Here is a 23997-nt window from a genome sequence, read left to right as displayed (position 1 = left end):
TACGTTCCTTATTATCCTTATCCCGTTTTAGCGGGCACTAAAGTATGTATTAATTGCCCCCTCTGCTTACTGTTAATATTAATTTAATGCAGATAAGAAGTGTTGATGGATACAGTGGAAAATTGCAGGTTTATATATCCGGGTTTAGTAAGTGGAAATCTTTTTCCCATAAGGCAACAGGCTTCTCAAAAACAAAAACGGCTGCCAAAAGTATTGGGCTTCTTTGTGGGCGATGCCTTAAAAAATTTCATTTTTCACAGCAGCAGGGATATTTTGCTTAGCCGCAGTAAACATAACAGGCTGCCTAAAACTGCAGCACAAACGCTGTACCTTCATCTTTCACGCTATGCACATAAATATTGCCTTTGTGCAGCATCATGATTTGCTTGCACAGGCTTAAACCAATACCGCTGCCGCTTTTTCTGGTGCTGAAGAAAGGGATGAAGATTTTATCTAAAACTTCATCTTCAATGCCGCTGCCATTATCCACTACTTTTATAGCAACGCGGTTATGGTCGCCCCGGCTTGCCGTAAGAATAATTTTAGGATCCCTTGTTTCTTTCACCGCTTCCATCGCATTCAGCAGAAGATTGATAAGCACCTGCTCAATTAAATTAATATCGGCTTCCACCTGCAGTTCGGGGTCTTTTAAAATTATTTCAAGCTCAATATTTTTTTGCAGCAGCGTTGGCTGCATTAAACGGTGCTGCGTTTTAAATAAATCTTTTACATAAAACTTCTGCAGGTTGGGCGCCGTTATCATGTTCAGGTTGCGGTAGGTTTGGGCAAACTTCAGTAAGCCTTCGCTCCTGCGCTTAATGGTTTCCATGCCAAGCGAAAGGTCTTCCAGCGTGCCGGTTTCATCATCCACTAATTCGCTTGAATGCTGCAGCCTGTTTTTCAACGTATCGGCCAAAGAAGAAATGGGCGCAACAGAGTTCATGATCTCATGCGTCATCACACGCAGTAATTTCTGCCAGGCCTTGCTTTCCGTTTCATCCAGCGCTTCATTTACATTCTGAAACGCGAGCAGCTTATACCTTTTATTGTTGGTTTGAAATGCCGTTGCCGATACAAGTATTTTCAGCACGTTCCTGTCAACATGAATATCGGTTATAGCGCTTTCGCCGGGCTTCAGTTCCACCACCTGCGCACATAAGGCCGCATCGCGTTTATCTAAAGATTGTATGGTTTTTAAATACGGTATCTTCAAAAGCTTCTTTAGCGATTCATTCATCCACATTACGTTGCCGGTTTCAATTTCGTAAGAAAGAATGCCGGTGTCAACCAGTTCCAGTATTTTTTGCAGGTATTGATACTGCGTTTCCCTTTCATGGCTTATTAGTTTGAATGCAGAATTAATATCATTAAACCCCTGCCTTAAATCCTGCACTTCGGCCGGCGCATGCTTTACATCAAAATGCCTTGAAAAATCCCTGTACTGCACCCCTTCCACAAACTGCCTTACTTCTATCTGCGCTTTTTTTAAAAATTCATATAAACTATATGACTGGTAGCCCGCCACCAGCAAAACAATAAAGCCAAACAGGAATTGCGATTGCAGCAGCAGGTAAGCGGCGGCAAATATGAAAACGGCAAGCAGCAAAATGCGGATGGCCAGCCTTAATCCGGGACGATTATATATCATATTTGCTCAACCTCCTGTACAATGCTGTTCTGGTTAGCCCTAATTCCCTGGCGGCTTTTGTTATGTTACCGTTATGCTTCTCAATCACAAGCAGGATTGTATTTTTTTCTATCGTGCTTAATTTATTATCATCCAGCTCCGGCTTTTCTGTCAGCACGCTTTCTATGGGCGAGAAAATCAGGTCCCTTTCCGTAAGCACATCGCCATCGCTCATAATAATGGCGCGTTCCATGGTGTACTGAAGTTCCCGCACATTGCCGGGAAACGAATATTTCACCAGCTTTTCCAGCGCCGACCTGTCTAATTCCATCGCCGGCTTCCGGTATTTGGCTGCATATTGTTTGGCAAAATGTTTGGCCAGTAAAATAATATCTTCTTTGCGCTGGCGCAAAGGCGGTAAAGTAATTTCAACGGTATTGATGCGATAGATTAAATCTTTCCTGAAACGGGTTTCACTGGCCAGTTCCTGCAGGGGCACATTGGTGGCGCACACCAGCCGTATATCCACGGGTATTGGCTGGTTGGTCCCCAGGCGTGTTACCTGCCTGTTCTGCAAAACGGTTAAGAGTTTAGCCTGCTGCTGTAAACTAATATTACCAATTTCATCCAGAAACAAGGTACCGCCATTGGCGGCCTCAATGCGGCCGGTGCGGTCTTCCCGCGCATCGGTAAAAGCGCCTTTTTTATGGCCGAAGAGCTCGCTTTCAAACAGCGTTTCGGTTAATGCGCCTACATCTACCTTTATAAACGGCTGTTTGGCCCTTAACGATTTTTGATGAATGGCCTTCGCCGTCAGGTCTTTTCCCGTTCCGTTCTCGCCGAGAATTAAAATATTGGCATCGGTGGGCGCAATTTTTTCAATCTTGAAAAAAATATTCTTCATAGCCTCGCTTTCAGCGAGCAGTTCGGTGCCGATGAGGTTTTCAGAAGATTCTTTTTCCGCGCCCTCGCCGGCGGTGCGCTTTGTTTTTTTAATGATGTCGGCAATATTGGCTATCAGCTTTTCATTGTGCCAGGGCTTCAGTATAAAATCCGAAGCGCCTTCTTTTAAGGAGCGAACGGCAAGGTCTATATCGCCGTAAGCCGTTATCATTATTACAGAAACGTCTTTATTCAGTTCCTTTATCCGTTTAAGCCAGTAAATGCCTTCGTTGCCGGTATTAATGGACGATTTAAAATTCATGTCGAGCAATACAAGGTCGAAAGTGTTTTCCCTTAAAAGTGCCGGCAGGTTTTCGGGGTTCTTTTCGGTCACTACTTTTTTCACTTCTGTTTTTAATAACAGCCTCACCGCAATCAAAACGTCCGGGTCATCGTCAATTACAAGTATGGATGTATTTTTCAAGCTCATTTCTTGTGCAATTTTTAAATTAGTTAAAGAAGGACGGTGCCATTTATCTGCTGCGGCAATTAAAACATTTGGCATACCACAACGCTAAAATATTGGTTTTTAACTACTGGCTGGTTTCAGGGCTTTTTTAACCTGTATCAAAACCGGACAGTTTTTGTGTCACAAGCGGACAGCAGCCTTCCGGCCCTTTTATCTAAGATATTGTTTTTCAGTGATGTTTTAAAATTGGCACTTTGCTTTCTTTGCTATTGGCACAAAGAATTTTTTATGCAACCGAAAAAAGAAAATTACTGGGTTATGTTCAGGTGGCTGTTGCTGCTGAATGTGGTTTTAATAACCGCCATCGTGCTGGCGCGCCCGTCTAAAAGCACTACCATAAAAAAAGAAGCGCCCTGCTGCAGTTCCAGGAAACTGAACGCAGATGTGATGAATGCGATAACCGTAAGATTAATGTAATAAAATAAATTATACAGTGGACAGAGTTATACAAAAGAAAAAATGGACAACCAGGAAAATTCTCACCATTGCCGGAATTGCAGCGATTGTTTTACTGATTGCCGGCAGCATTTATTTTACCAGCGGTGGCAATAAACTGAATGTGGATACGGAACGCATTACCATAAGCGAGGTAACCAAAGGCAAGTTCCAGGAAAATATACCGGTGAATGGCGTGGTATTGCCCCAAACCACCATTTACCTCGATGCCGTGGAAGGCGGACGCGTAGAAGAAAAATATGTGGATGACGGCACTATGATGAAAAAGGGCGATCCTATTCTGCGCTTATCCAACACCGACCTGATGATGAACATGATGACCCAGCAAAACCAGGTATATAACACCTTAACCCAAATTCAGATAAACAATAATGCAGCCCTGCAGAATACGGTAAGCAAGCAAACTGCCATGGCCGACGTGGAAAGCGAATTCAGGGAGGCGGAACGCCTGTATATCCTTAATAAAGACCTGTATGCAAAAAAAGCCATCGGCTCACAGGAGTTTAAAAAATCTGAGATCAGCTATAATTATTACCTGCAAAAGCGAAGGCTGAATGAACAAATTCTACAGCAGGACTCTATTTCGAGGGAACAACAGGCTGAACAAAACAGGCAGTCTTATAAAGGTTCAAAGGAAGCATTGGCTATTATGCAGAAAAAGGTGGGAGACCTTATCGTGCGTGCACCGGTTGATGGCCAGCTTACATCGCTTGATGCAGAAGTAGGTCAGAACAAAAACCAGGGTGAGCGCCTGGGGCAGATAGATGTAATGGGCGGTTACAAGGTGCGTGTGGATGTGGATGAACATTATATTTCAAGGATTTATACCGGCCTGCACGGCACTTTCTCTTTTGCCGACAGTGATTATGTGCTTGAAATTAAAAAGGTATTTACACAGGTAACCAATGGCCGCTTCCAGGTGGATATGGAATTTGTGGGCAAAGTGCCCAAAGGCATACGCCGCGGCCAGACCCTGCAGATATTACTGGCATTGAGCGATGAACGCACCGCCTTGCTGCTGCCGCAAGGCGGCTTTTACCAGCAAACCGGCGGTAACTGGATATTTAAAGTAAGTGCCGATGGCAGCAGGGCCTATCGCGTGGACATTCAGTTGGGCAATAAAAACACAGATTACTACGAAGTGCTGAGTGGTTTACAGGCTGGTGATAAAGTGGTTACATCGAGCTACGAAAACTATGGCACGGATATGCAGGAACTGGTGTTGAAAGGGAAGTAGGTGTCAGCCATCAGAAAACAGATGCAGCCTTCAGCTATCAGAAGGTCAACTCCGTAATTGATTTTTTTTCTGATAGCTGAAGGCTGACATCTGATAGCCGATACCCGTCACAGTTTATCATGATAAGAATAAATCATCTTTCTTATTTCAATGATTTCTGTAACAAGTTCTTTGAACAAACGTTCATCAATAAAGCCTAAATCTTTGCTTAAGATTAATTGATAATGAAGTTCTGAAGATGAACCTGCTGCTATAATTAAAAACCTTTTTAATTCAGCAACAGATTCCCTGCCGCAACCTTCTGCAATATTTGTGGGAATGGACGATGCAGCACGCTTCATTTGGGATACTAATCCAAACAATTCATCTTTTGGAAAAGACTGGGTGAGCTTATAAGTTTTAATTGTAAACGCATGGCTTCTTTGCCAGAAATTAAGAGATTCAAAGTTTCGCATAACAGATAGTTTAAAAGGTTAAAAAAATAATTAAAAATAAAATATTATTAAACAAGTCTTCTCAGGCTGATTTCTGATGGCTGAAAGCTGACAACTTCTAAAACAACCAAACATGATAAAGATTTCAGAACTCGAAAAAGTTTACCGCACCGAAGAAGTAGAAACCGTTGCGCTGAACAAATTGTCCTTCGAAGTAAAGGATGGCGAATTTGTTGCCGTGATGGGGCCTTCAGGCTGCGGCAAATCTACACTGCTTAACATTCTTGGCCTGCTCGATGATCCCGATGCAGGCAGCTTTTTATTTAATAATATTGAAGTAGCGCATTTTAATGAGCGCAAACGCGCCGACCTGCGCAAGCACAACATCGGTTTTGTGTTCCAGAGCTTTAATTTGATTGATGAATTAACCGTATTTGAAAACGTTGAACTGCCATTAATTTACACGGGCGTTAAATCTGCTGAAAGGAAAAAACGCGTGGAAGAAGTATTGGATAAAGTACAGATCATGCACCGCCGCAATCACTACCCGCAGCAGTTATCGGGCGGCCAGCAACAGCGTGTGGCCGTGGCCAGGGCTGTGGTAAACCATCCTAAACTGATCCTGGCGGATGAGCCTACCGGTAACCTCGACAGCAACAATGGCAATGAGGTAATGGCATTATTGACTGAATTAAATGAGCAGGGCACCACCATTGTAATGGTTACGCACAGCGAGCATGATGCCCGTTACAGCCACCGCATCATCCGCATGCTGGATGGGCAAACGGTAACGGAGAATATATTGATATAGCCGGCCTCCCCAAGCCTCCCGAAAAAATCGGGAGGATGTATAAGAGGCTGAATTATACAAATAACGTTATTTAGTCACGTTCTAAAAGTCCTCTCCTTCGGAGAGGATTTAGGAGAGGCCGCCTTTATGCTTAGAAACTACTTCCTCACACTGGCAAGGCAACTCTGGCGCAACCGGTTATACACCGGTTTAAATATTTTTGGCCTTAGTATATGTATTTGTGTGGCCTGGATTGTTTTCCGCATGGTGGATTATGAATACAGTTTTGATAAAAAAATCCCTGGCGCAGAGAATATTTACCAGGTGGTGTCAAAAAGAAAAATTGCCGGTGATGCCGGCGATAATGGTTTTGCCGGCATTTCCAAACCCGTTTTGAATGCTTTAAAAAACCAGGTAACAGGCGCTGAACTGGTGGTGCCGATGTTTTATAAATACCAGCACCAGGCAACTGTACAAGGTTTAAAGCAGCCGGTTAGTTATGCTGATAAAGATATACAACTGGTTTCCACCTCTCCTGATTATTTCAGGCTTTTACATTATCAATGGCTGGCCGGCAATCCTGCCACCGCATTGGATGCACCGGATAAAGTGGTGCTGACAGATACCCGTGCCCGTGCATATTTTCCATCCCTTAAACCACAGGACGTAATCGGCAGAACCATTACCTACGATGATACCGTATTGCGCCGCGTTTCTGCCGTGGTGGCGCAGCTTAATTACCCAAACAGTTTTAGTGCGGATAACAATGAATTTACAGGTGTTTATAAAGATGACCTTGCGGATGATTTCTGGGGAGGAATGAGTTCAAATGACCTCATCTATATTACACCTGTAAAGGGGGCAAGTGTTGCCGGCATAATGAAGCAGTTGAATGCGATAAATTTTGAGCATAACAAAGAAGATTTTCAAAAATATAAATATGAAAGCTGGTACGATGTATTGCCGCTGAGCCAAAAACATTTTGAGCCACAGTATCAGGCACAAACACGCACAGCCGATAAAAAAGTATTGGCAGGCTTAATGATCATCGGCGCCTTCCTGCTGCTGATAGCCTGCATCAATTACATCAACCTCAGCACAGCGCAATTGCCGCAACGGGCAAAAGAAATAGGCATCCGCAAAACACTCGGCAGTTCATCCCGGGCATTGATACAACGCTTCATTGGCGAAACATTTATTACTACATCCATTGCAGCATTGCTGTCTTTTTTATTTACTTCCGTTGCCGTAAAAGTATTTGCTGATTTTCTGCCTGAAGGGCTCTTCAATTATATGAATTATGAAAGTATGATGGTGTTTATGCTTGCCTTAATAATCGTCGTTTCCCTGTTATCAGGGTTATACCCTGCATGGCTTTCCTCCAGAGTAAACACGGTGAATGTATTAAAAGGCGTAACCGAAAAAGTGGTTGGCAGAAACAGGTTTTCACTGCGTAAAGGCCTTATTGTTTTCCAGTTCTTAATAGCGCAGGTATTTATTATCGGCAGCATTATCATCGGCCAGCAGCTCAGGTATGCTTTGCATAAAGACCTGGGTTTTGACAAGAACAGGATAATAACAGTGGATGTGCCTTATTATGTGTGGCAAAACCCGCAGTATAAAGACAGGCAGTTTGTGCTGAAAAATGAGCTTAAAAGCAGCGCTGTCATTGAAGGCGTTTCGCTTGGTAACCGGCCGATGAGCAATACCATGATGAGTAATATTCTGAGTTATTATAAAGACACTGCAGAAATTCAGCAGCAGGTAAATATGAAGTTTGGCGATGCAGATTATTTAAAGTTATATGGCTTTCACCTGCTGGCAGGAAGGAATTATATGGCGGCAGATACCATGCATGAGATTGTGATTAATGAAAAAGCGGTTAAGGCTTATGGCTTTAAATCGCCGCAGGATGCAATAGGCAAAGTATTGACCAGGACGGGAGAAAAGTCCTATACTTACCCGATTGTTGGCGTTATAGCAGATTTTCACCAGTTTGGCGTGCGGTCAGAGATTGAACCGGCGCTTATCGCTTCCAATAAAAATCAAAATTTCACCATCAATATCAAGCTTCCTGCTGATGCATCCAAATGGAAAAGAGCCATACAAACAACAGAGCAGGCATGGAAGAAATTATATACAGGCATTCCGTTTAAATATACTTTTTATGACGATGGCATTAAGAAGATGTATGACACGGAAGAAAAGATGCAGAAGCTGGTTGGTGCTGCAACAGCTATTGCCATTGTAATAAGCTGCTTGGGGTTATTTGGCCTGGCCACACTTACCGCTTTTAAACGCACCAAAGAAGTGGGTATCAGAAAAGTGCTGGGCGCTTCGGTGGCAGGCATTGTAAGGTTGTTATCAACAGAATTTTTATCGCTGGTAATTGTGTCTGCAATAATCGCAACGCCCATTGCATGGTGGCTCATGCATAAATGGCTGCAGGACTTTGCTTACCGCGTTACCATACAATGGTGGATGTTTGTTGTTGCCGCCATTGCGGCCTGCATTATTGCTTTATTAACGGTAAGCTATCAGGCTGTAAAAGCTGCAATGGCAAACCCGGTGAAGAGCTTGAGAACGGAATAGCAGCCTCCCCAAGCCCCTCCAAAGGAGGGGATGTGCAAGAGGCTGAATAATATAAACAACATTAAATAATCACGTTCTAAAAAGTCCTTCCCTTCGGGAAGGATTTAGGATGGGCTTTAGGAGAGGCTTTCTATGTTTAAAAATTATTTCAAAACCGCCTGGCGCAATATCATCAGGACAATTGGTTACAGCACATTAAATGTTGCGGGGCTTGCCATTGGAATGGCTATAGCATTGCTTATTGGTTTGTGGGTGTATGACCAATATTCTTTTGATAAATCTTTGCCTGGCTATGAACGCCTATACCGCGTGCAGCGCAACTTCAACAGCAATGGAGATACACTTACATTTCTTTCCACTTCATTAAAACTGGCAGATGCGTTACGCAACCAGGTTCCTGAAGTAGAATATGTGGCCGAAAGCGCTGGCATGGGGCCCCATGGATTAATGGCCGGCAACAAAAAATTATACATTAATGGTGGTATTGTTGGCAGCGATTTCTTAAAGATGTTTCAATACCCGCTTATCGCCGGTAATGCGGCCACTGTTTTTAAAGATGCTTATTCAATTGTATTAAATCAATCAACGGCCAAAGCTTTATTTGGCAATGATGACCCGGTTAATAAAACCGTTCGTTTTGATAATGAGCATGATCTTAAAATAACAGGCGTTATGAAGGATTTGCCGGGCAATTCTTCTTTCGGGTTTAATTACCTGGTGCCATTTTCTTATCTTGAACAAACCAACGACAATGTAAAGCAAAACCGTACCGGCAGCTTTGGAAATAATTCCTATACCATTTTTGTAAAGCTCAGGCCCGGCGCTGATTATGCCAAAGTATATCCCAGGATCAGGGATATTGAACATACAGAAACGGATAACCGGAATGCAATGCTTTCTTATGTTACGCTTCAGCCCATGAACCGGTGGCATTTGTATTCCAGGTATGTAAACGGACAGGATACGGAAGGCTTTCTTGAATATGTGCGCATGTTTACCATTATCGGCTTGTTTGTATTATTGATTGCCTGCATCAATTTCATCAATCTTACAACGGCGCGGTCAGAAAAAAGAGCAAAAGAAGTGGGTGTGAGAAAAGCAATCGGATCACAAAAAAGAGACCTTGTTATACAATTTTTACTGGAAGCATTTTTACTTACAGCAATTGCATTTGTTTTTGCCATACTTATTGCACAGTTATCATTGCCCGCTTTTAATGCATTAACAGGAAATAAAATTTTAATTCCGTTTACCAATACTTATTTCTGGCTGATAATGGCGGGCTGCCTTATTCTTACAGCCTTACTCGCAGGCAGCAGGCCGGCTTTTTACCTCTCTTCATTCAACCCGGTAAAAGTTTTAAAGGGAACGGTTACTGCGGGTAAATCTTCCATTTCACGAAAGATATTGGTGGTATTACAATTCAGTTGTTCCATTGCATTGATCATAAGCACCATTATCATTTACCAGCAAATACAATATGCTAAAGACAGGCCAAGTGGTTATGACCTGAACCGGCTGTTATCAACAGATATGAATGTTGACATTTCAAGGAACTATACCGCTTTAAAAAATGAGTTGCTGCAAAAAGGAATTGCCGATGCAGTAACAACGGCAACAAGCCCGGCAACAGGTGTGTGGTGGCACAGGGATGTAGATAACTGGCCCGGTAAAAACGCCAATGAAACAATTGAAATGGGAACCATATATACAACACAGGATTATTTTAAAACAACCGGTATGACATTTAATGCCGGGAAGGATTTTATAAATGATAACGATACAACCAGTATCATTTTTAATGAAGCGGCTATAAAAAAGATGCGCATTAAAAATCCCGTTAGCCAGGTTATAACATGGGGTGGAACCCAAATGAAAATTGTTGGTGTAGTAAAAAATGCTTTAATGACTTCACCATTTACCGCGGCAGAACCAACGGCTTTTTTGTGTTATCCGCAACCGCAGGATATTATGATGTACCGGCTTTCATCAAAAATAAAAACACACGATGCGGTTACACAACTAACAGCCATCTTTAATAAATATAATCCTGCATTTCCTTATACCTACACATTTGCAGATGAAGATTATGCAGCAAAATTTAATCTTGAAACATTGGTTGGAAAGTTAGCCGGTGTGTTTGCTGCGCTTGCCATTTTTATTTCCTGCCTGGGTTTATTTGGGCTGGCTGCATATATAGCAGAACAACGTACAAAAGAGATTGGCATACGCAAAGTATTGGGCGCATCTGTACAGCAGGTTTGGCTGTTGTTATCAAAAGATTTTATGGTATTGGTTTTAATAAGCTGTTTAATAGCTGCGCCTGTATCATTTTTCTTTTTGCATAACTGGCTGCAGCATTATGATTACCGCATCAGCATTGGCGCGGGCGTTTTTGTATTTGGCGGATTGATAGCATTGCTGATAACAGTTATAACGGTGAGTTTCCAGGCTATAAAAGCTGCAATGGCAAACCCGGTCGCAGCATTACGGAGCGAATAGCGGAGGAATGCGGAGATCCCGATTGAGGAAACGAACATCGGGATGAAGAACTTGAGAACGGAATGATTTATCGCCGGAGGCGATATACCGAAGCTGCGGGGCGAGGACGCCCCGCAGAGCATGGACGTGAATAATGAATGAGAATGACAATAGTAAATTAAATAACGCAAAGTTAGAAGCTCGCAGCTTCGGGCTTGCAGCCTGATATTAAAAAATCAAAAACAACAAAAAAATGCTCACAAATTATTTCAAAACGGCAATAAGATTTTTATATAAAGACAGGTTGTATGCCCTGATAAATTTAACCGGTTCAATAATTGGTTTGGCAGCCATCATTCTGATTATTTCTTATGTTCGTTATGAATTCTCCTACGACCGCAATTACAGTAATTACAAAAGAGTTTACAGGGTAATATTGACTAATAACAACCAGGGTGTAAGTACAGCGTCAATTAATGTTCCTTTAGCAGTAAGCAATATTTTAACCAGAGAGCTTCCCCAGGTTGAAATGGTAACAACTTTAGATGATGATGGCAGTAGCAGTTTTATAAAAGGCAATGCACTTATAGACGTATCTGTGGCACAATCTGACAGCAATTTTTTTAAGGTGTTTAATTTACCATTTGTTTATGGTAATCCAAAAACAGCATTGAACGAAAGAAACAATATTGTTATAGATGAAGAAACTGCAAAAAAATTTTTTCAAAACAAAAACCCGGTCGGCTCTACATTAACATATAAAAACGTATTCGGGGAATCGCGGCCTTTTTTAGTTACTGGTGTGATGAAAAATTTACCATCCAATGTGCATTTTAAGGCAAATGCAATAAGTGCTGTGAACTTTAAACAGCAAAATCTTTCATGGGCATCAATGATGATTACCAGTCCGCAATATGTTTTACTAAAGGAAAATACAAGCGTAGAACAACTTAAACCTTTATTGGAAAACATTTATCGTAAATATAATTTTCCAACGGGAACCACACTAACGTTTCAGGATGTAAAGAACATTCACCTGTATTCAAATATTCAGGATGATCAATATGCCCAGGGCAATATTAAATATATATACATTTTCGCATCAGCTGCATTTTTGATTCTTTTAATTGCCTGTGTAAATTATATAAACCTAACAACAGCCCGTTCATTGCAAAGAGCAAAAGAAATTGGAATGCGCAAAGTTTTAGGTGCAAAAAAAATTCAGGTTATTTCTCAATTTTTAACAGAGTCTCTTCTGTTCTTTTTTATTGCACTGCCGCTTGCGTTTTTCCTTGCATTTTTCCTATGGCCCTCTTTAGTAAGGTTATTAAACATTCATGTTGATGTTGACTTTTTATTAACCTGGCAAAATATAATTTATCTTCTGCTTATTGGTACGGCTGTTGGTTTATTATCCGGCCTTTATCCGGCGCTCACTACATCTTTATCAAGGCCTGCGGTTGTTCTCAAAGGCGAAAGATTTATAAATGGGCTGAGAATAGATATAAGAAAAGGGCTGATCGTTTTTCAGTTTGCGCTTTCTATTATTTTAATCATATCTGCAATCCTTATAAACAAGCAGCTCCGGCTTTTAAATAATATGCAACTGGGTTTCGAAAAGGATCACCTGTTAGTTGTTGAAACGGGAAGGTTTCCACATGGGAGCTCAGTTTTTAAAAATGAATTATCCAGAAATAGCTATGTTAAAAATGTAAGCATTTCCGGCTGGATGCTTGGCAAGAATTATTCTATGCCAGGCACTGATGAAAAAAAAGAGGATCAAAATACAGGTTCAGATACTGCCAGGATAAACAAACCTTTTAATGCAGTTCAATTGCATGCAGATTTTGATTTCATTAAAACTATGCAGCTAAAATTGGTTTCGGGCAGAGGTTTTTCGAAAGAATATCCATCTGATATGTTAAACAGAGATTCTATTCTGTATGGGAAAAGCAATCTGTCAGAAAACCAAAAGGAAGCATTGCTAAACAGCACACCAATTATTTTATCTGAAAAAGCCGTATCGGCATTACAGTTAAAAAATCCAATTGGAAAGGTGGTAAGTAACAATCTTGTCAGAGGAACCGTTATTGGTGTTATAAAAGATTTTGAAGGCACAAATCTAAAAGATAACATGCCACCGGTTGTATTGTATGGCGAAGCAGATAACAATTTTGGCAATACATATATACGTATTGCACCCGGCAACCTCCAAAATACCATCAATTACATTGATGAGACCGTAAAAAAAGTACTGCCTTATCAGCGATATAAATTATCATTTGCAGATGATCGGTTACAAAGCCTGTACACATCAGAAAAGAGATTAGCTTCTTTATTCAATATATTCTCCGGATTGGCAATCTTAATAACTATTTTAGGATTATTTAGCCTGATAGCCCTTTTAACGCAGCAGCGAACAAAAGAAATAGGTATAAGAAAAGTATTAGGAGCAAACACTTACAGCATTATTAATTTATTCGCAACTGATTTAATAAAATTGATAATCATATCCGTTGCTATTGCCTCTCCAATTGCCTGGTTATTCTTAAATAAGTGGTTGCAAGGTTATGCGCACAGAACGAATATTAGCTGGTGGATTTTTTTGGTCGCGGGATTATCAACTATAGTTATTGCATTAATAGTCATCAGCTTCCAGGCAATAAAAGCGGCGCTGGCCAACCCGGTCGCAGCATTACGGAGCGAATAGCGGAGGAATGCGGAGATCCCGATTGAGGAAACGAACATCGGGATGAAGAGCTTGAGAACGGAATGAAGCCCCTATCCCCTAAAGGGGGACAAGAAGCTTCGCAATAAATTTTATCATTTAAAAAAAACTCCCCTTTAGGGGGTGGGGGCTTATGATTAAAAACTATTTCAAAACCGCATGGCGCAATCTTGTAAAGAACAAGGTTTTTTCTTTCATCAATATTTTGGGGTTAACCATTGGCATTACTGTTTGCATGATGATATTCCTGTTCATTATGAATGAATTCAGTATGGATAATTTTCATAAAGATGGCACCCGAATTTATCGTGTAATGCGCGGTTTTAAGCGTGATGGAAAATCCCAGAGCGTAGCCTATTTGTCCGGCCCGTATGCACCGGCGCTGCTCAGCGATTTTAAAGGGCAGATTGTAAAAGCAGTGCGCATAAATCCCAATGATAATCTGGTTACCATAGGCAGCCAGTCTTTTCATGAAAAGAAAGTACTGGATGTTGATTCCGGTTTTTTCAATCTCTTTACTTTTCCGCTTATAAAAGGCGATCCTTCGCAGGTATTGAAACAACCCGGCAATGTGGTGCTTACTGAAACGACAGCCAAAAAATATTTTGGAAACATTGATGATGCAATGGGCAAGGTTATTACGATTGATAAAGCGCTTCCTTTAAAAGTTGCCGGCATTGCAAAAGATGTTCCTTCTAATTCACACCTTGATTTTGATATTGTGCTGCCGTTGGAAAATTATAAAGACAGGAGCTGGATGCAGCAGTGGATCAACAACGGTATTTATACGTATGTGTTGCTTGCGCCCAATGTAACGCAGGCACAGATTGATAAACAGTTGCCTGCATTCATGGAAAAAAATATGGGCAGCGATATGCGCAAATATGGCCTTGATTTTAGTTTATCACTTTTGCCTTTGAAGGATGTGTATTTTCAGCAAGACGTCTTTGACGGCGTTAAGCATGGCGATAAAACGGTTGTATATATCTTTCTTTCAATTGCGGTTTTAATATTATTGATTGCCTGCATCAACTTCATGAACCTTTCCACCATACGGGCAGCAGAACGTTCAAAAGAGGTTGGATTAAGAAAAGTATTGGGTGCTTTGCGCAACAATCTTATATGGCAGTTTATGGGCGAGAGTGTTTTGCTCACCGTAATATCATGCATGCTTTCTGTTGGCTTACTGGCATTGGCAATGCCCTGGTATAATCAACTGCTTGGTTATTCATTAACCGTATCATGGACTGCTTTGCCCATATATCTTTTTCTTATCGGCGTTACTATAGCTGTGGGTTTTTTAGCCGGCAGTTATCCTGCATTTTTTCTGTCTGCTTTTTCGCCGGTGCAGGCATTAAAGGGAAGGCTGAAACTTGGCAAAGGCGGCGCATCGTTCAGGCAGGTTTTGGTAGTTGTTCAGTTTACCATTTCCGTATTTCTTATTGTTGGCACCATCATCATTACCAAACAAATGAACTATGTAAAAAATAAACAGCTTGGTTATGATAAAACGCAAACAGTAATGGTGCCGGTAGATAATGAAGATATTTATAAGAACCTCGATGTTTTTAAAACCGGCTTGCAAAATGCAAGCGGCGTAGAGTCGGTATCAGCAATGTCTGGTGAGCCGGGCGGTTTTTTTGATAGCTACCCGGTTGTTGTGGAAGGCCATGAAGAACGTGTAAACACCCGCAGCGAATTTGCCGATTTTGAATTTGTAAAAACACTGGGTTTGAAAATTATTGCAGGCCGCGATTTTTCGCCGCAATTTCCAACCGATTCTACAAACGCTGTATTGATAAATGCAACTGCTGCCGCGAAATTTGGATGGACGCCGCAGCAGGCCATTGGTAAATGGGTGCTTAACCCGATACGCGATTCATTAAAACGGCAGGTAGTAGGCGTGGTAAACGATTTCAATTTTCAATCATTAAAAGATAATATTGAGGCGCTCGTTATTTCTCCTTATAAAGACAGAAGGGTTGTATTGATAAAATTAAAGCCCGGCAATATACAGGCAGGCATTGATTTGATAAGAAAACAATATAGCAAGGCCGCTTCGGCTTATCCTTTTGAATACAGCTTTTTAGACCAGCAGTTTGATACATTGTATAAAAAAGACGTGCGCCAGCAAACCATCTTAACCGTGTTTGCAATGCTGGCGATTTTAGTGGCCTGCCTTGGTTTATTCGGGCTTGCTTCTTTCACGGCCACAAAGCGTTTCAAAGAAATTGGCGTAAGAAAAGTATTGGGCTCATCTGTACAGGGCATCGTGGTATTGCTGTCGAAAGACCTGCTGAAACCTGTATTGATATCAATGCTTATTGCATTGCCGCTTGGCTATTGGGCAATGAATAAATGGCTGGAAAGTTTTGCTTACAAAACAACATTAAGCTGGTGGGTTTTTGCGGTAGCCGCATTACTAACATTTGGTATTGCATTAATAACGGTTAGTATTAAAGCCATCAAGGCAGCCGTGGCCAACCCGGTAAAGAGTTTGAGGACGGAGTAATTTATCGCCGGAGGCGATATACCGAAGCTGCGGAGCGAGGACGCCCCGCAGAGCATGGATTTGCGAATGGAATGAACCGGTCAACATAAGTGAATATATAACGTAAAGTCAGAAGCTCATGGCTCATAGCTAAACAAACCAAAAAATCAATTCTATGTTTAAAAATTATTTCAAAACCGCGCTGCGGAATTTCAGAAAGAATAAGGTTACCACCTTTATAAACGTATTGGGCCTGTCAATCGGCATCAGCGCTGCCTTAATCATTTTTATGGTGGTGGAATATGATTACAGCTTTGATAAGTATGAGCCTGACCGCGACAGGATTTACCGCCTCGTAACAGAGGGTGAACAATGGAAAAACAGTGGCGTGCCGGTGCCTTTTCATGAAGCCATTCAGCAGAAAGTTTCCGGCATTCAAACAACCGCATTGCTTTTACAGTACAACGACTGGCATATTAAAGCGGCTGTGCCGCAAGGCAATAATAAACCGCCCAAAATTTTTAAAGCGGAAGATGCAGTGGTGTTTGCCGACAGTAATTACTTCAGCATTTTTCCGCAGCAATGGATTGCCGGCAATGCAACATCTTCTCTGCAAAGCCCGTATCAGCTTGTTATAACGGAGAGCAAGGCGCAGCAGTATTTTCCCGGCCTGCCGCCGGCGCAGGTGATTGGTAAAACCGTTGTGTTCAGCGACACGATCAATACAACCATTACCGGTATTGTAAAAGACCTTAAGCAGAACAGTGATTTTAAATATAAAGCCTTTATCTCTTTATCAACCGTACCGCTCAGCAATTTAAAATCTGCATATAGCTGGGATGAATGGGGCAATACCAATTCCAATTTTCAAACCTTTGTAAAACTCTCACCCGGCACCAACCCTTTACATATAAACAAACAGCTTGCGCCTATCTTTAAAGAGCATGCAACAGCAGACGATAATAAAACCATACATCGCCTGCAGCCGTTAAGCGATATACATACCAATCCCGATTTTGATGGAAGCGTTGACCCTTCCACCATCCGCAACCTCATCCTGCTTGCCGTATTTCTTTTGCTGCTGGGCGCTATTAATTTTATCAATCTTTCTACCGCACATGCTGCCGAAAGGGCCAAAGAGATCGGCATAAGAAAAACACTTGGCAGCAAAAAAAGCCAGTTGATATTACAGTTCCTGGCAGAAACTTTTTTGCTTACAGCATTTACCGCCATTGTTTCCGTTGCCATATCGCCCTTGCTTTTAAAGGCATTTTCAGGCTTTATACCAGATGGCCTGAAATTTAATTATTTCTTATCGCAGCCTGTTGTGTATGGCTTTTTATTGCTGCTTATATTGACAGTGAGCGTTATTGCCGGTTTGTACCCGGCATTTATCCTTACAAGGTTTAAGCCCGTATCTGTTTTAAAGAACCGTGTTGTTTCAGCAGGCGGGTCAACCCGTTCTGCATGGTTAAGAAAATCGTTGATTGTATTCCAGTTTGTAATAGCGCAGGTATTTATTATTGCCATGTTTGTGGTGGATAAGCAAATTCATTTTTCGCTGGCAAAAGATATGGGCTTCAGGAAAGACGCTATCATAAATTTTTATGTGCCATTCGATTTTCAGAACCCCGGCAACAAAAAGTTTGTTTTAAAAGATGCGTTAACAAAAATTCCCGGCATACAGGAGGCAAGCATCGGCAACCAGTCGCCGGCTTTTATCGGCCAGATAAGCACACAGGTTGTTTACAAATCTAAAAATAAAGACCTGCAGCTTGATGTTGATTCAAGGAACGGCGATACCGGTTTTTTAAGCGTATATAACATTCCGCTGGTTGCCGGCAGGAATATTTCACCATCCGATTCTGCCACAGAATTTTTAATAAATGAAACGCTGGCCAGGCAGCTTGGTTTTCAGCAACCCCGGGATGCAATAGGCCATTTTTTAACCTTCCGCAACTCGCAGAAACCCATTGTGGGCGTAATGAAAGATTTTAACCTTGCATCGGTACGAAGTGTTATACACCCGATGGTTTATTATGCGGCGCCTAAGCGTGGCTACGTAATGCATATTGCATTGCAAAATAACCCGGCCACCTGGAATAAAACGATTGATAAAATACAGGCTGCGTGGAAAGCCATATACCCGGATGTGGATTTTGATTACAGTTTTTTAGATAAGAAGATAGAAGAATTTTATAAGAATGACCAACAGCTTTCCACTTTGCTTACCTGGTCTGCCGCCATAACCATTTTAATCAGTTGCCTCGGCCTGCTCGGCCTGGTAATTTTTATGACGAACAGCCGCGTAAAAGAAATAGGCGTGCGCAAAGTGCTGGGCGCATCGGTGGCGCAGATCATACAATTGTTATCGGTAGATTTTGTGAAGCTGCTGCTGATAGCTTTTGTAATAGCCATACCCATTGCGTGGTGGCAAACGCACAACTGGCTGCAGGATTTTGCCTATCACACCACGTTAAGCTGGTGGATATTCCTTTTGAGCGGGGTTATCATGATAATTATAGCGGTTGCTATTTTATGCATCCGGGCGGGTAAAGCGGCCATGGCCAACCCGGTGAAAGCGTTGCGAACGGAATAAATCGGTCAACGGTTGACGGTCAACGGTCAACAGCCTGTGCAGCCTGACATTAAAAATTCAGAAACAACAAAAAATGCTTAACAATTTTTTTAAAATCGCATTCAGGAACCTTTGGAAGAACAAAGGCTTTTCCTTCATCAATATCGCCGGGCTTGCGGTAGGCATGGCCAGTGCTATATTGATTTTATTATGGATTCAGAACGAAATGAGCTATGATAAATTCTATTCAAAATCTGACAGGATTTATACGCTCAATAACCGTGACAAATTCAACGGTGAAGTATGGGCCTGGAACACAACGCCTAAAATTTTAGCGCCAACCATTAAGCATGAATTTCCTGATGTGGAAGAGGCTGTTCGCTACAACCAGGCTACTTTCTTATTTACTGTTGGCGAAAAACATTTGAATGTTGCCGGTGGCTTTTCCGATTCAGGTTTCTTCCGCGTATTTGATTTTCCCTTTATAAAAGGCAATCCCAATACAGCATTGGATAAAATAAACAGCATTGTTATTACGGAAGACCTTTCCAAAAAATTATTCGGCAATGATGATGCTTATGGCAAGGTTATTAAAATTGACAGCAGTGATTATTTTACCGTAACCGGTGTTTTAAAAAACCTTCCAAACAATACAAGCTTCGATTTTGAATATTTGCTGCCATGGGCATACTCCAAAAAAATAGGATGGGATGATGAATACTGGGGCAATAATTCTGTAAGAAGTTATGTATTGCTGAAACCAAATGTGAATCAGGCCGCCTTTGATAACAAAATCAAAAATGTAACCATCAACCATACAAAAGGCGGCGAAGACCCAAGCACTACACAGGTATTTACACAATTGCTTAAGGACAGGTGGCTCTACTCCAAATCTGTGAACGGGCAGTATGTTGGCGGCAGGGTTGAAACCGTAAAACTGTTTTTCATTATCGCTTCATTTATACTCTTAATTGCCTGTATAAATTTTATGAATTTAAGTACGGCAAGAAGTGAGAAGCGCGCAAAAGAAGTGGGTATTCGCAAAGTGGCCGGCGCCTATAAATCATCGCTGGTAAGCCAGTTTATCGGCGAAAGCATTTTGCTTGCATTTCTTGCTTTTATACTGGCAATAATTATTGTTGAAATAAGTTTACGCGGTTTCAACAATCTTGTTGATAAGAAATTGTATATAGATTTCAGTAACCCTTTCTTCTGGTTGTTTGCTGTTGGCTTTGTTGTGTTCACCGGTGTGCTTGCCGGCAGTTATCCTGCATTTTATCTTTCTTCATTTAAGCCTGTGGGTGTTTTGAAAGGCACATTTAAAGCAAGCCACGCTTTGGTAACACCAAGAAAAATTTTAGTGGTGCTGCAGTTCACTTTTGCCATAGCGCTGATAATATGCACCATCATTGTTGGCCGGCAAATAAACTATGCACAAAGCCGGGATGCCGGTTATGTGCGTGACAAACTTGTTTATACTTTTATACAGGGCGATGTGGAACGGCATTATGATCTGATAAGAAACGATTTGCTGAGCAGTGGGGCGGCCGTTGCCGTTACAAAATCAATGAGCCCGATTACGCAGCGCTGGAGCGATGGCTGGGGCTGGAAATGGAATGGCAGCACAGAAGCAGATGATAAAACAGATTTTGTGATGATGGCCTCTGATGCCGATTTTGTAAAAACAATGGGCGTAACATTAACACAGGGCCGGGATATTGATGTGTATAAATATGCCACCGATTCCACGGCGGCATTATTAAATGAATCTGCCGTAAAAATCATGCGCTTAAAAAATCCTGTAGGCGCTGTTATTAAAGGCCAGGGAAGAGATTGGCATGTAGTAGGTGTGATGAAAGATTTTATTTACGAATCGCCTTACGAAAAAGTTAATCAGTTAATAGTTATGGGCCCTAAAGGATGGTTTAATATTGTTCACTTTAAGCTAAACCCTGCCAACACCACCGAAAAAAATTTAAAGCTGGCAGAAACAGTGTTTAAAAAATACAATCCTCAATACCCCACCTCTTTCAATTTTGCGGATGAAGGTTATGCGCTAAAGTTTAAAGAAGAAAAACGCATTGGTACATTAGCTGCATTGTTTGCCGGCTTAACCATTTTCATATCGTGCCTGGGTTTGTTTGGCCTTGCCACCTACATGGCGGAAAACCGCATAAAAGAAATCGGCGTGCGCAAAGTATTGGGCGCATCAGTTGCAAGTATTACAACATTATTATCTAAAGATTTTTTAAAGCTCGTTATTATTTCCATCGTTATTGCCACGCCAATAGCCTGGTGGGCTATGTATGAATGGCTGAGCAATTACACCTATAAGATAGGCATTGAGTGGTGGGTATTTGTTGCAGCAGGTTTATTATCTGTAGTTATTGCATTGCTCACGGTAAGTTACCAGGCCATAAAAGCGGCGATAGCCAACCCGGCGAAATCGTTGCGAACAGAGTAATTATCGCCGGTTATCGCCGGAGGCGATATACCGAAGCTGCGAGGCGAAGACGCCTCGCAGAGCATGAGAACGGGATAAATATCTATTATCCAAAATAAAAATTATGTTTAAAAACTATCTCAGAACTGCATTCAGAAGCTTTAAGCGAAACAGGGTATATACATTCATTAATGTTGCCGGTCTTGGGCTGGGCATAGCAGCATTTATCCTTATAAGCGGGTATGTTCATTTTGAAAAAAGTTTTGATACAGGTCAGAAAGACGGCGACAGGATATATCGCGTGGAAAGCCGTTTTTATAAAGGGAAGGAGCTTACTGATGACTGGGCCACGAGTACCAATGGCTACGTAAGCGCCATGAAAAAAAACTTTCCCGAAGTGGAATTATTTGCCCGTATCAGCTATCATGATGCGGAGCGTGTAATACAAAACGGTAATATAAAATTCAGGGAAAAAAATGTATGCTTTGCTGATTCTAACTTCTTCTCATTTTTTTCTTACCCCCTATTGCGTGGCAATGCACAAACTATACTGAAAGACGTCAATACAATTGCAGTATCAGAATCTGCTGCAAAAAAATATTTTGGCAGCACAGATGTAATAGGAAAGTTTCTTGAGGTTTCCACACTGTCATCACATTATCATTGCATGGTATCAGGCGTGTTTAAAGACATTCCAGCCAATTCAACATTACAGTTCAATTTTCTTATATCATGGGCAACCATGCCGGAATTGGCAAGGGATTTTTGGTACCAGCACGATAGTTATTCTTTTATAAAATTACGGCCACAGGCTAGTGCCGCTGCTGTTGAAGCCAGGTTTCCCGCAATGGCAGAAACATACAAAACTGGCGATGCGCTTAAAGAATTAAGATGGGCAATACAGCTCGTTCCTCTACAGGATATTCATTTAAACCCGGTTAAACAATATGAAGCAGAAGTAAAAGGCAGCCGCAGGGGTGTACAATACATGTATATCATTGGTATTGTAATACTGATTATTGCCTGCGTTAATTATGTTAACCTTACAACAGCAAGGGCACTGGAAAGGGCGAAAGAAGTTGGTGTGCGCAAAGTAAGTGGCGCCGCCAAGCCGCAGCTTGTTATGCAATTTTTTGTTGAATCACTGCTGGTTAACTGTTTTGCATTAGTACTTGCAGTTATATTATCAATAGCTGCCGCTTATTATGTATTGCCTTTACTGGGACAACAGCATAGCTTTCAAATGCTTTTCAGCGTTGAACTATGGATAAATATTTTGCTGGTATTTTTAATAAGCACATTACTTTCTGCCGTTTATCCTGCATTCGTTTTAACCAATATAGAGCCTATTGGCGTACTAAAAGGAAGATTTACATTTTCTCCGGGCAGCAACAGGCTGCGTAAGGTGCTGGTAACTTTTCAGTTTGCCGCTTCTTTAATGTTAATAGCAGGCACAATAGCTGTTTATCGTCAGCTTAGCTTTATGAACAATCAACAGCAGGGTATTAATATAACTCAAACGCTGGTAATAAAAGCGCCGGTAAGTACTACAGACTATCAGCAAAAAATACAGTTATTTAAGAACAAATTGCTGGGGCAGTCCGGTGTGCAGGCTGTAACTATTTCAGGGGCGGTTCCGGGTAAGAAGGTGGGTGAGTTTCTGGCCAACAGGCGCTTTGGTGCTTCTGCTGCCGATGAACGTTTATATGAAATGCTGAAGGTTGATTTCGATTTTATTAAGGCATATCAGTTAAAGATGGTTGCAGGAAGGGGTTTTGACCGTGGCAGGACAAGTGATTCAACAGCAATTGTTTTAAACGAATCTGCAGTAAAGCAGTTTGGGTTTGCTTCACCGCAAAAAGCGATTGGTGAAAAAATATGGCTGGAAGCCAATCATGGTAAACCAAATGAAATAATTGGCGTTGTAAAAGATTACCACCAGCAATCGTTGCAGCAGGCATATACACCCATTATTCTATTTATGGACCCTGGTTATGGTTGGATACCATCTGAATTCTTTTCTGTAAGGTTAAAGAGTAATGATGTACACCAGCAGGTAGCAGGAATTGAGCAAACATGGTCGTCTTTATTTCCCGAATCGTCTTTTGATTATTTTTTCCTTGACGATTTTTATAATAGCCAATACAAACAGGAAGCAAAGTTTGGCAAAACATTTATGTCTTTTTCCATCATTGCTGTTTTTATCGCCTGTCTTGGTTTGTCTGGGTTAACGGCTTATACCGTTTCCCGCAGAAAAAAAGAAATAGGTGTTCGTAAAGTCCTGGGCGCTTCTGTCTTCAGTATCACAAGGTTGCTTTCTGCTGATTTGCTGGTGCTGATTATAACAGGATGCGCCATTGCATTACCATTAACTATATGGCTTGTGTCGGAATGGCTTAATGGCTATGCGTTCAGGGCATCACTAACATGGTGGCAGTTTGTTGTTCCTGTTTTGTTATTGGCAGGACTGGCATTATTATGTATCAGCTATCTGGTGTTTAAAGCTGCCATGGCCAACCCGGTAAAGAGCCTGAGAACGGAATGAACGGTAAGCAGTTAACAGTCAACAGTCGTTCAGTTAAAGTTCAAAAGTTCACGGGTTCACAGGTTCACGAGTTATTGCTTCTTTAATGAAACCGAGCATGATAATTTTTCTCACACAGGGGAATGTGCATAGCGAGGTTCCATGAGACAACTGAAAAAACAAATATGCACGAATGAAACAATAG

13 protein-coding genes are annotated in these 23997 nt (G+C 41.5%); 10 read left to right on the top strand and 3 right to left on the bottom strand.

Features of this window, described 5'->3' with window-relative positions:
• Positions 1-304 precede the first annotated feature (304 nt).
• Both QM629_RS16000 and QM629_RS15995 read right to left on the bottom strand, forming a co-directional pair.
• On the bottom strand, positions 305-1648 hold the full coding sequence (locus tag QM629_RS16000) for a sensor histidine kinase (protein ID WP_415160897.1): 1344 nt from the start codon (positions 1646-1648) through the stop codon (positions 305-307).
• The gene (locus QM629_RS15995; RefSeq protein WP_415160896.1) at positions 1638-2999 is read right to left on the bottom strand and encodes a sigma-54-dependent transcriptional regulator; all 1362 of its coding nucleotides are present in this window, start codon (positions 2997-2999) and stop codon (positions 1638-1640) included. The genes QM629_RS16000 and QM629_RS15995 overlap by 11 nt, the downstream gene beginning before the upstream one ends.
• 267 nt (positions 3000-3266) lie before the next feature.
• Here QM629_RS15995 and QM629_RS15990 point away from each other — a divergent pair, with 267 nt between their 5' ends.
• Both QM629_RS15990 and QM629_RS15985 read left to right on the top strand, forming a co-directional pair.
• Positions 3267-3455 carry a hypothetical protein gene (locus tag QM629_RS15990; RefSeq protein ID WP_415160895.1) on the top strand — a complete coding sequence of 63 codons (189 nt, stop codon included), beginning with the start codon at positions 3267-3269 and terminating at the stop codon, positions 3453-3455.
• A gap of 16 nt (positions 3456-3471) precedes the next feature.
• Complete coding sequence (locus tag QM629_RS15985) at positions 3472-4731, top strand: efflux RND transporter periplasmic adaptor subunit (RefSeq protein ID WP_415160894.1); 1260 nt, start codon at positions 3472-3474, stop codon at positions 4729-4731.
• A 107-nt stretch (positions 4732-4838) separates the two neighbouring features.
• Here QM629_RS15985 and QM629_RS15980 read toward each other — a convergent pair whose 3' ends face one another.
• A complete protein-coding gene (locus QM629_RS15980; protein ID WP_415160893.1) occupies positions 4839-5186 on the bottom strand; it encodes a four helix bundle protein in 348 nt (115 codons plus the stop codon).
• A 112-nt stretch (positions 5187-5298) separates the two neighbouring features.
• Between QM629_RS15980 and QM629_RS15975 the strand changes: the two genes are divergently transcribed.
• The 8 genes from QM629_RS15975 to QM629_RS15940 all read left to right on the top strand — a co-directional run bounded on the left by QM629_RS15975 (position 5299) and on the right by QM629_RS15940 (position 23813).
• Complete coding sequence (locus QM629_RS15975; protein WP_415160892.1) at positions 5299-5976, top strand: ABC transporter ATP-binding protein; 678 nt, start codon at positions 5299-5301, stop codon at positions 5974-5976.
• A gap of 126 nt (positions 5977-6102) precedes the next feature.
• Complete coding sequence (locus QM629_RS15970) at positions 6103-8547, top strand: ABC transporter permease (protein WP_415160891.1); 2445 nt, start codon at positions 6103-6105, stop codon at positions 8545-8547.
• Between the two features lie 132 nt (positions 8548-8679).
• Complete coding sequence (locus tag QM629_RS15965; protein WP_415160890.1) at positions 8680-11049, top strand: ABC transporter permease; 2370 nt, start codon at positions 8680-8682, stop codon at positions 11047-11049.
• 232 nt (positions 11050-11281) lie between these two features.
• Positions 11282-13738, top strand: a complete 2457-nt coding sequence (locus QM629_RS15960; protein ID WP_415160889.1) for an FtsX-like permease family protein — start codon at positions 11282-11284, stop codon at positions 13736-13738.
• A gap of 151 nt (positions 13739-13889) precedes the next feature.
• The gene (locus QM629_RS15955) at positions 13890-16268 is read left to right on the top strand and encodes an ABC transporter permease (protein WP_415160888.1); all 2379 of its coding nucleotides are present in this window, start codon (positions 13890-13892) and stop codon (positions 16266-16268) included.
• Between the two features lie 154 nt (positions 16269-16422).
• Positions 16423-18846, top strand: coding sequence for an ABC transporter permease (locus QM629_RS15950; protein WP_415160887.1), 2424 nt, complete (start codon positions 16423-16425; stop codon positions 18844-18846).
• Positions 18847-18919: 73 nt separating this feature from the next.
• Positions 18920-21289, top strand: coding sequence for an ABC transporter permease (locus QM629_RS15945; protein ID WP_415160886.1), 2370 nt, complete (start codon positions 18920-18922; stop codon positions 21287-21289).
• Between the two features lie 103 nt (positions 21290-21392).
• Entirely contained in the window at positions 21393-23813 is a 2421-nt protein-coding gene (locus QM629_RS15940; protein WP_415160885.1) for an ABC transporter permease, read from the top strand.
• Positions 23814-23997: the final 184 nt, after the last annotated feature.

This window comes from Parafilimonas sp. (assembly GCF_047606085.1).
In the GTDB taxonomy this organism is placed as follows: domain Bacteria; phylum Bacteroidota; class Bacteroidia; order Chitinophagales; family Chitinophagaceae; genus Parafilimonas.
The sequence above is the reverse complement of the archived record's forward strand: the minus strand, read 5'-3'. Positions and strand labels throughout refer to the sequence as shown.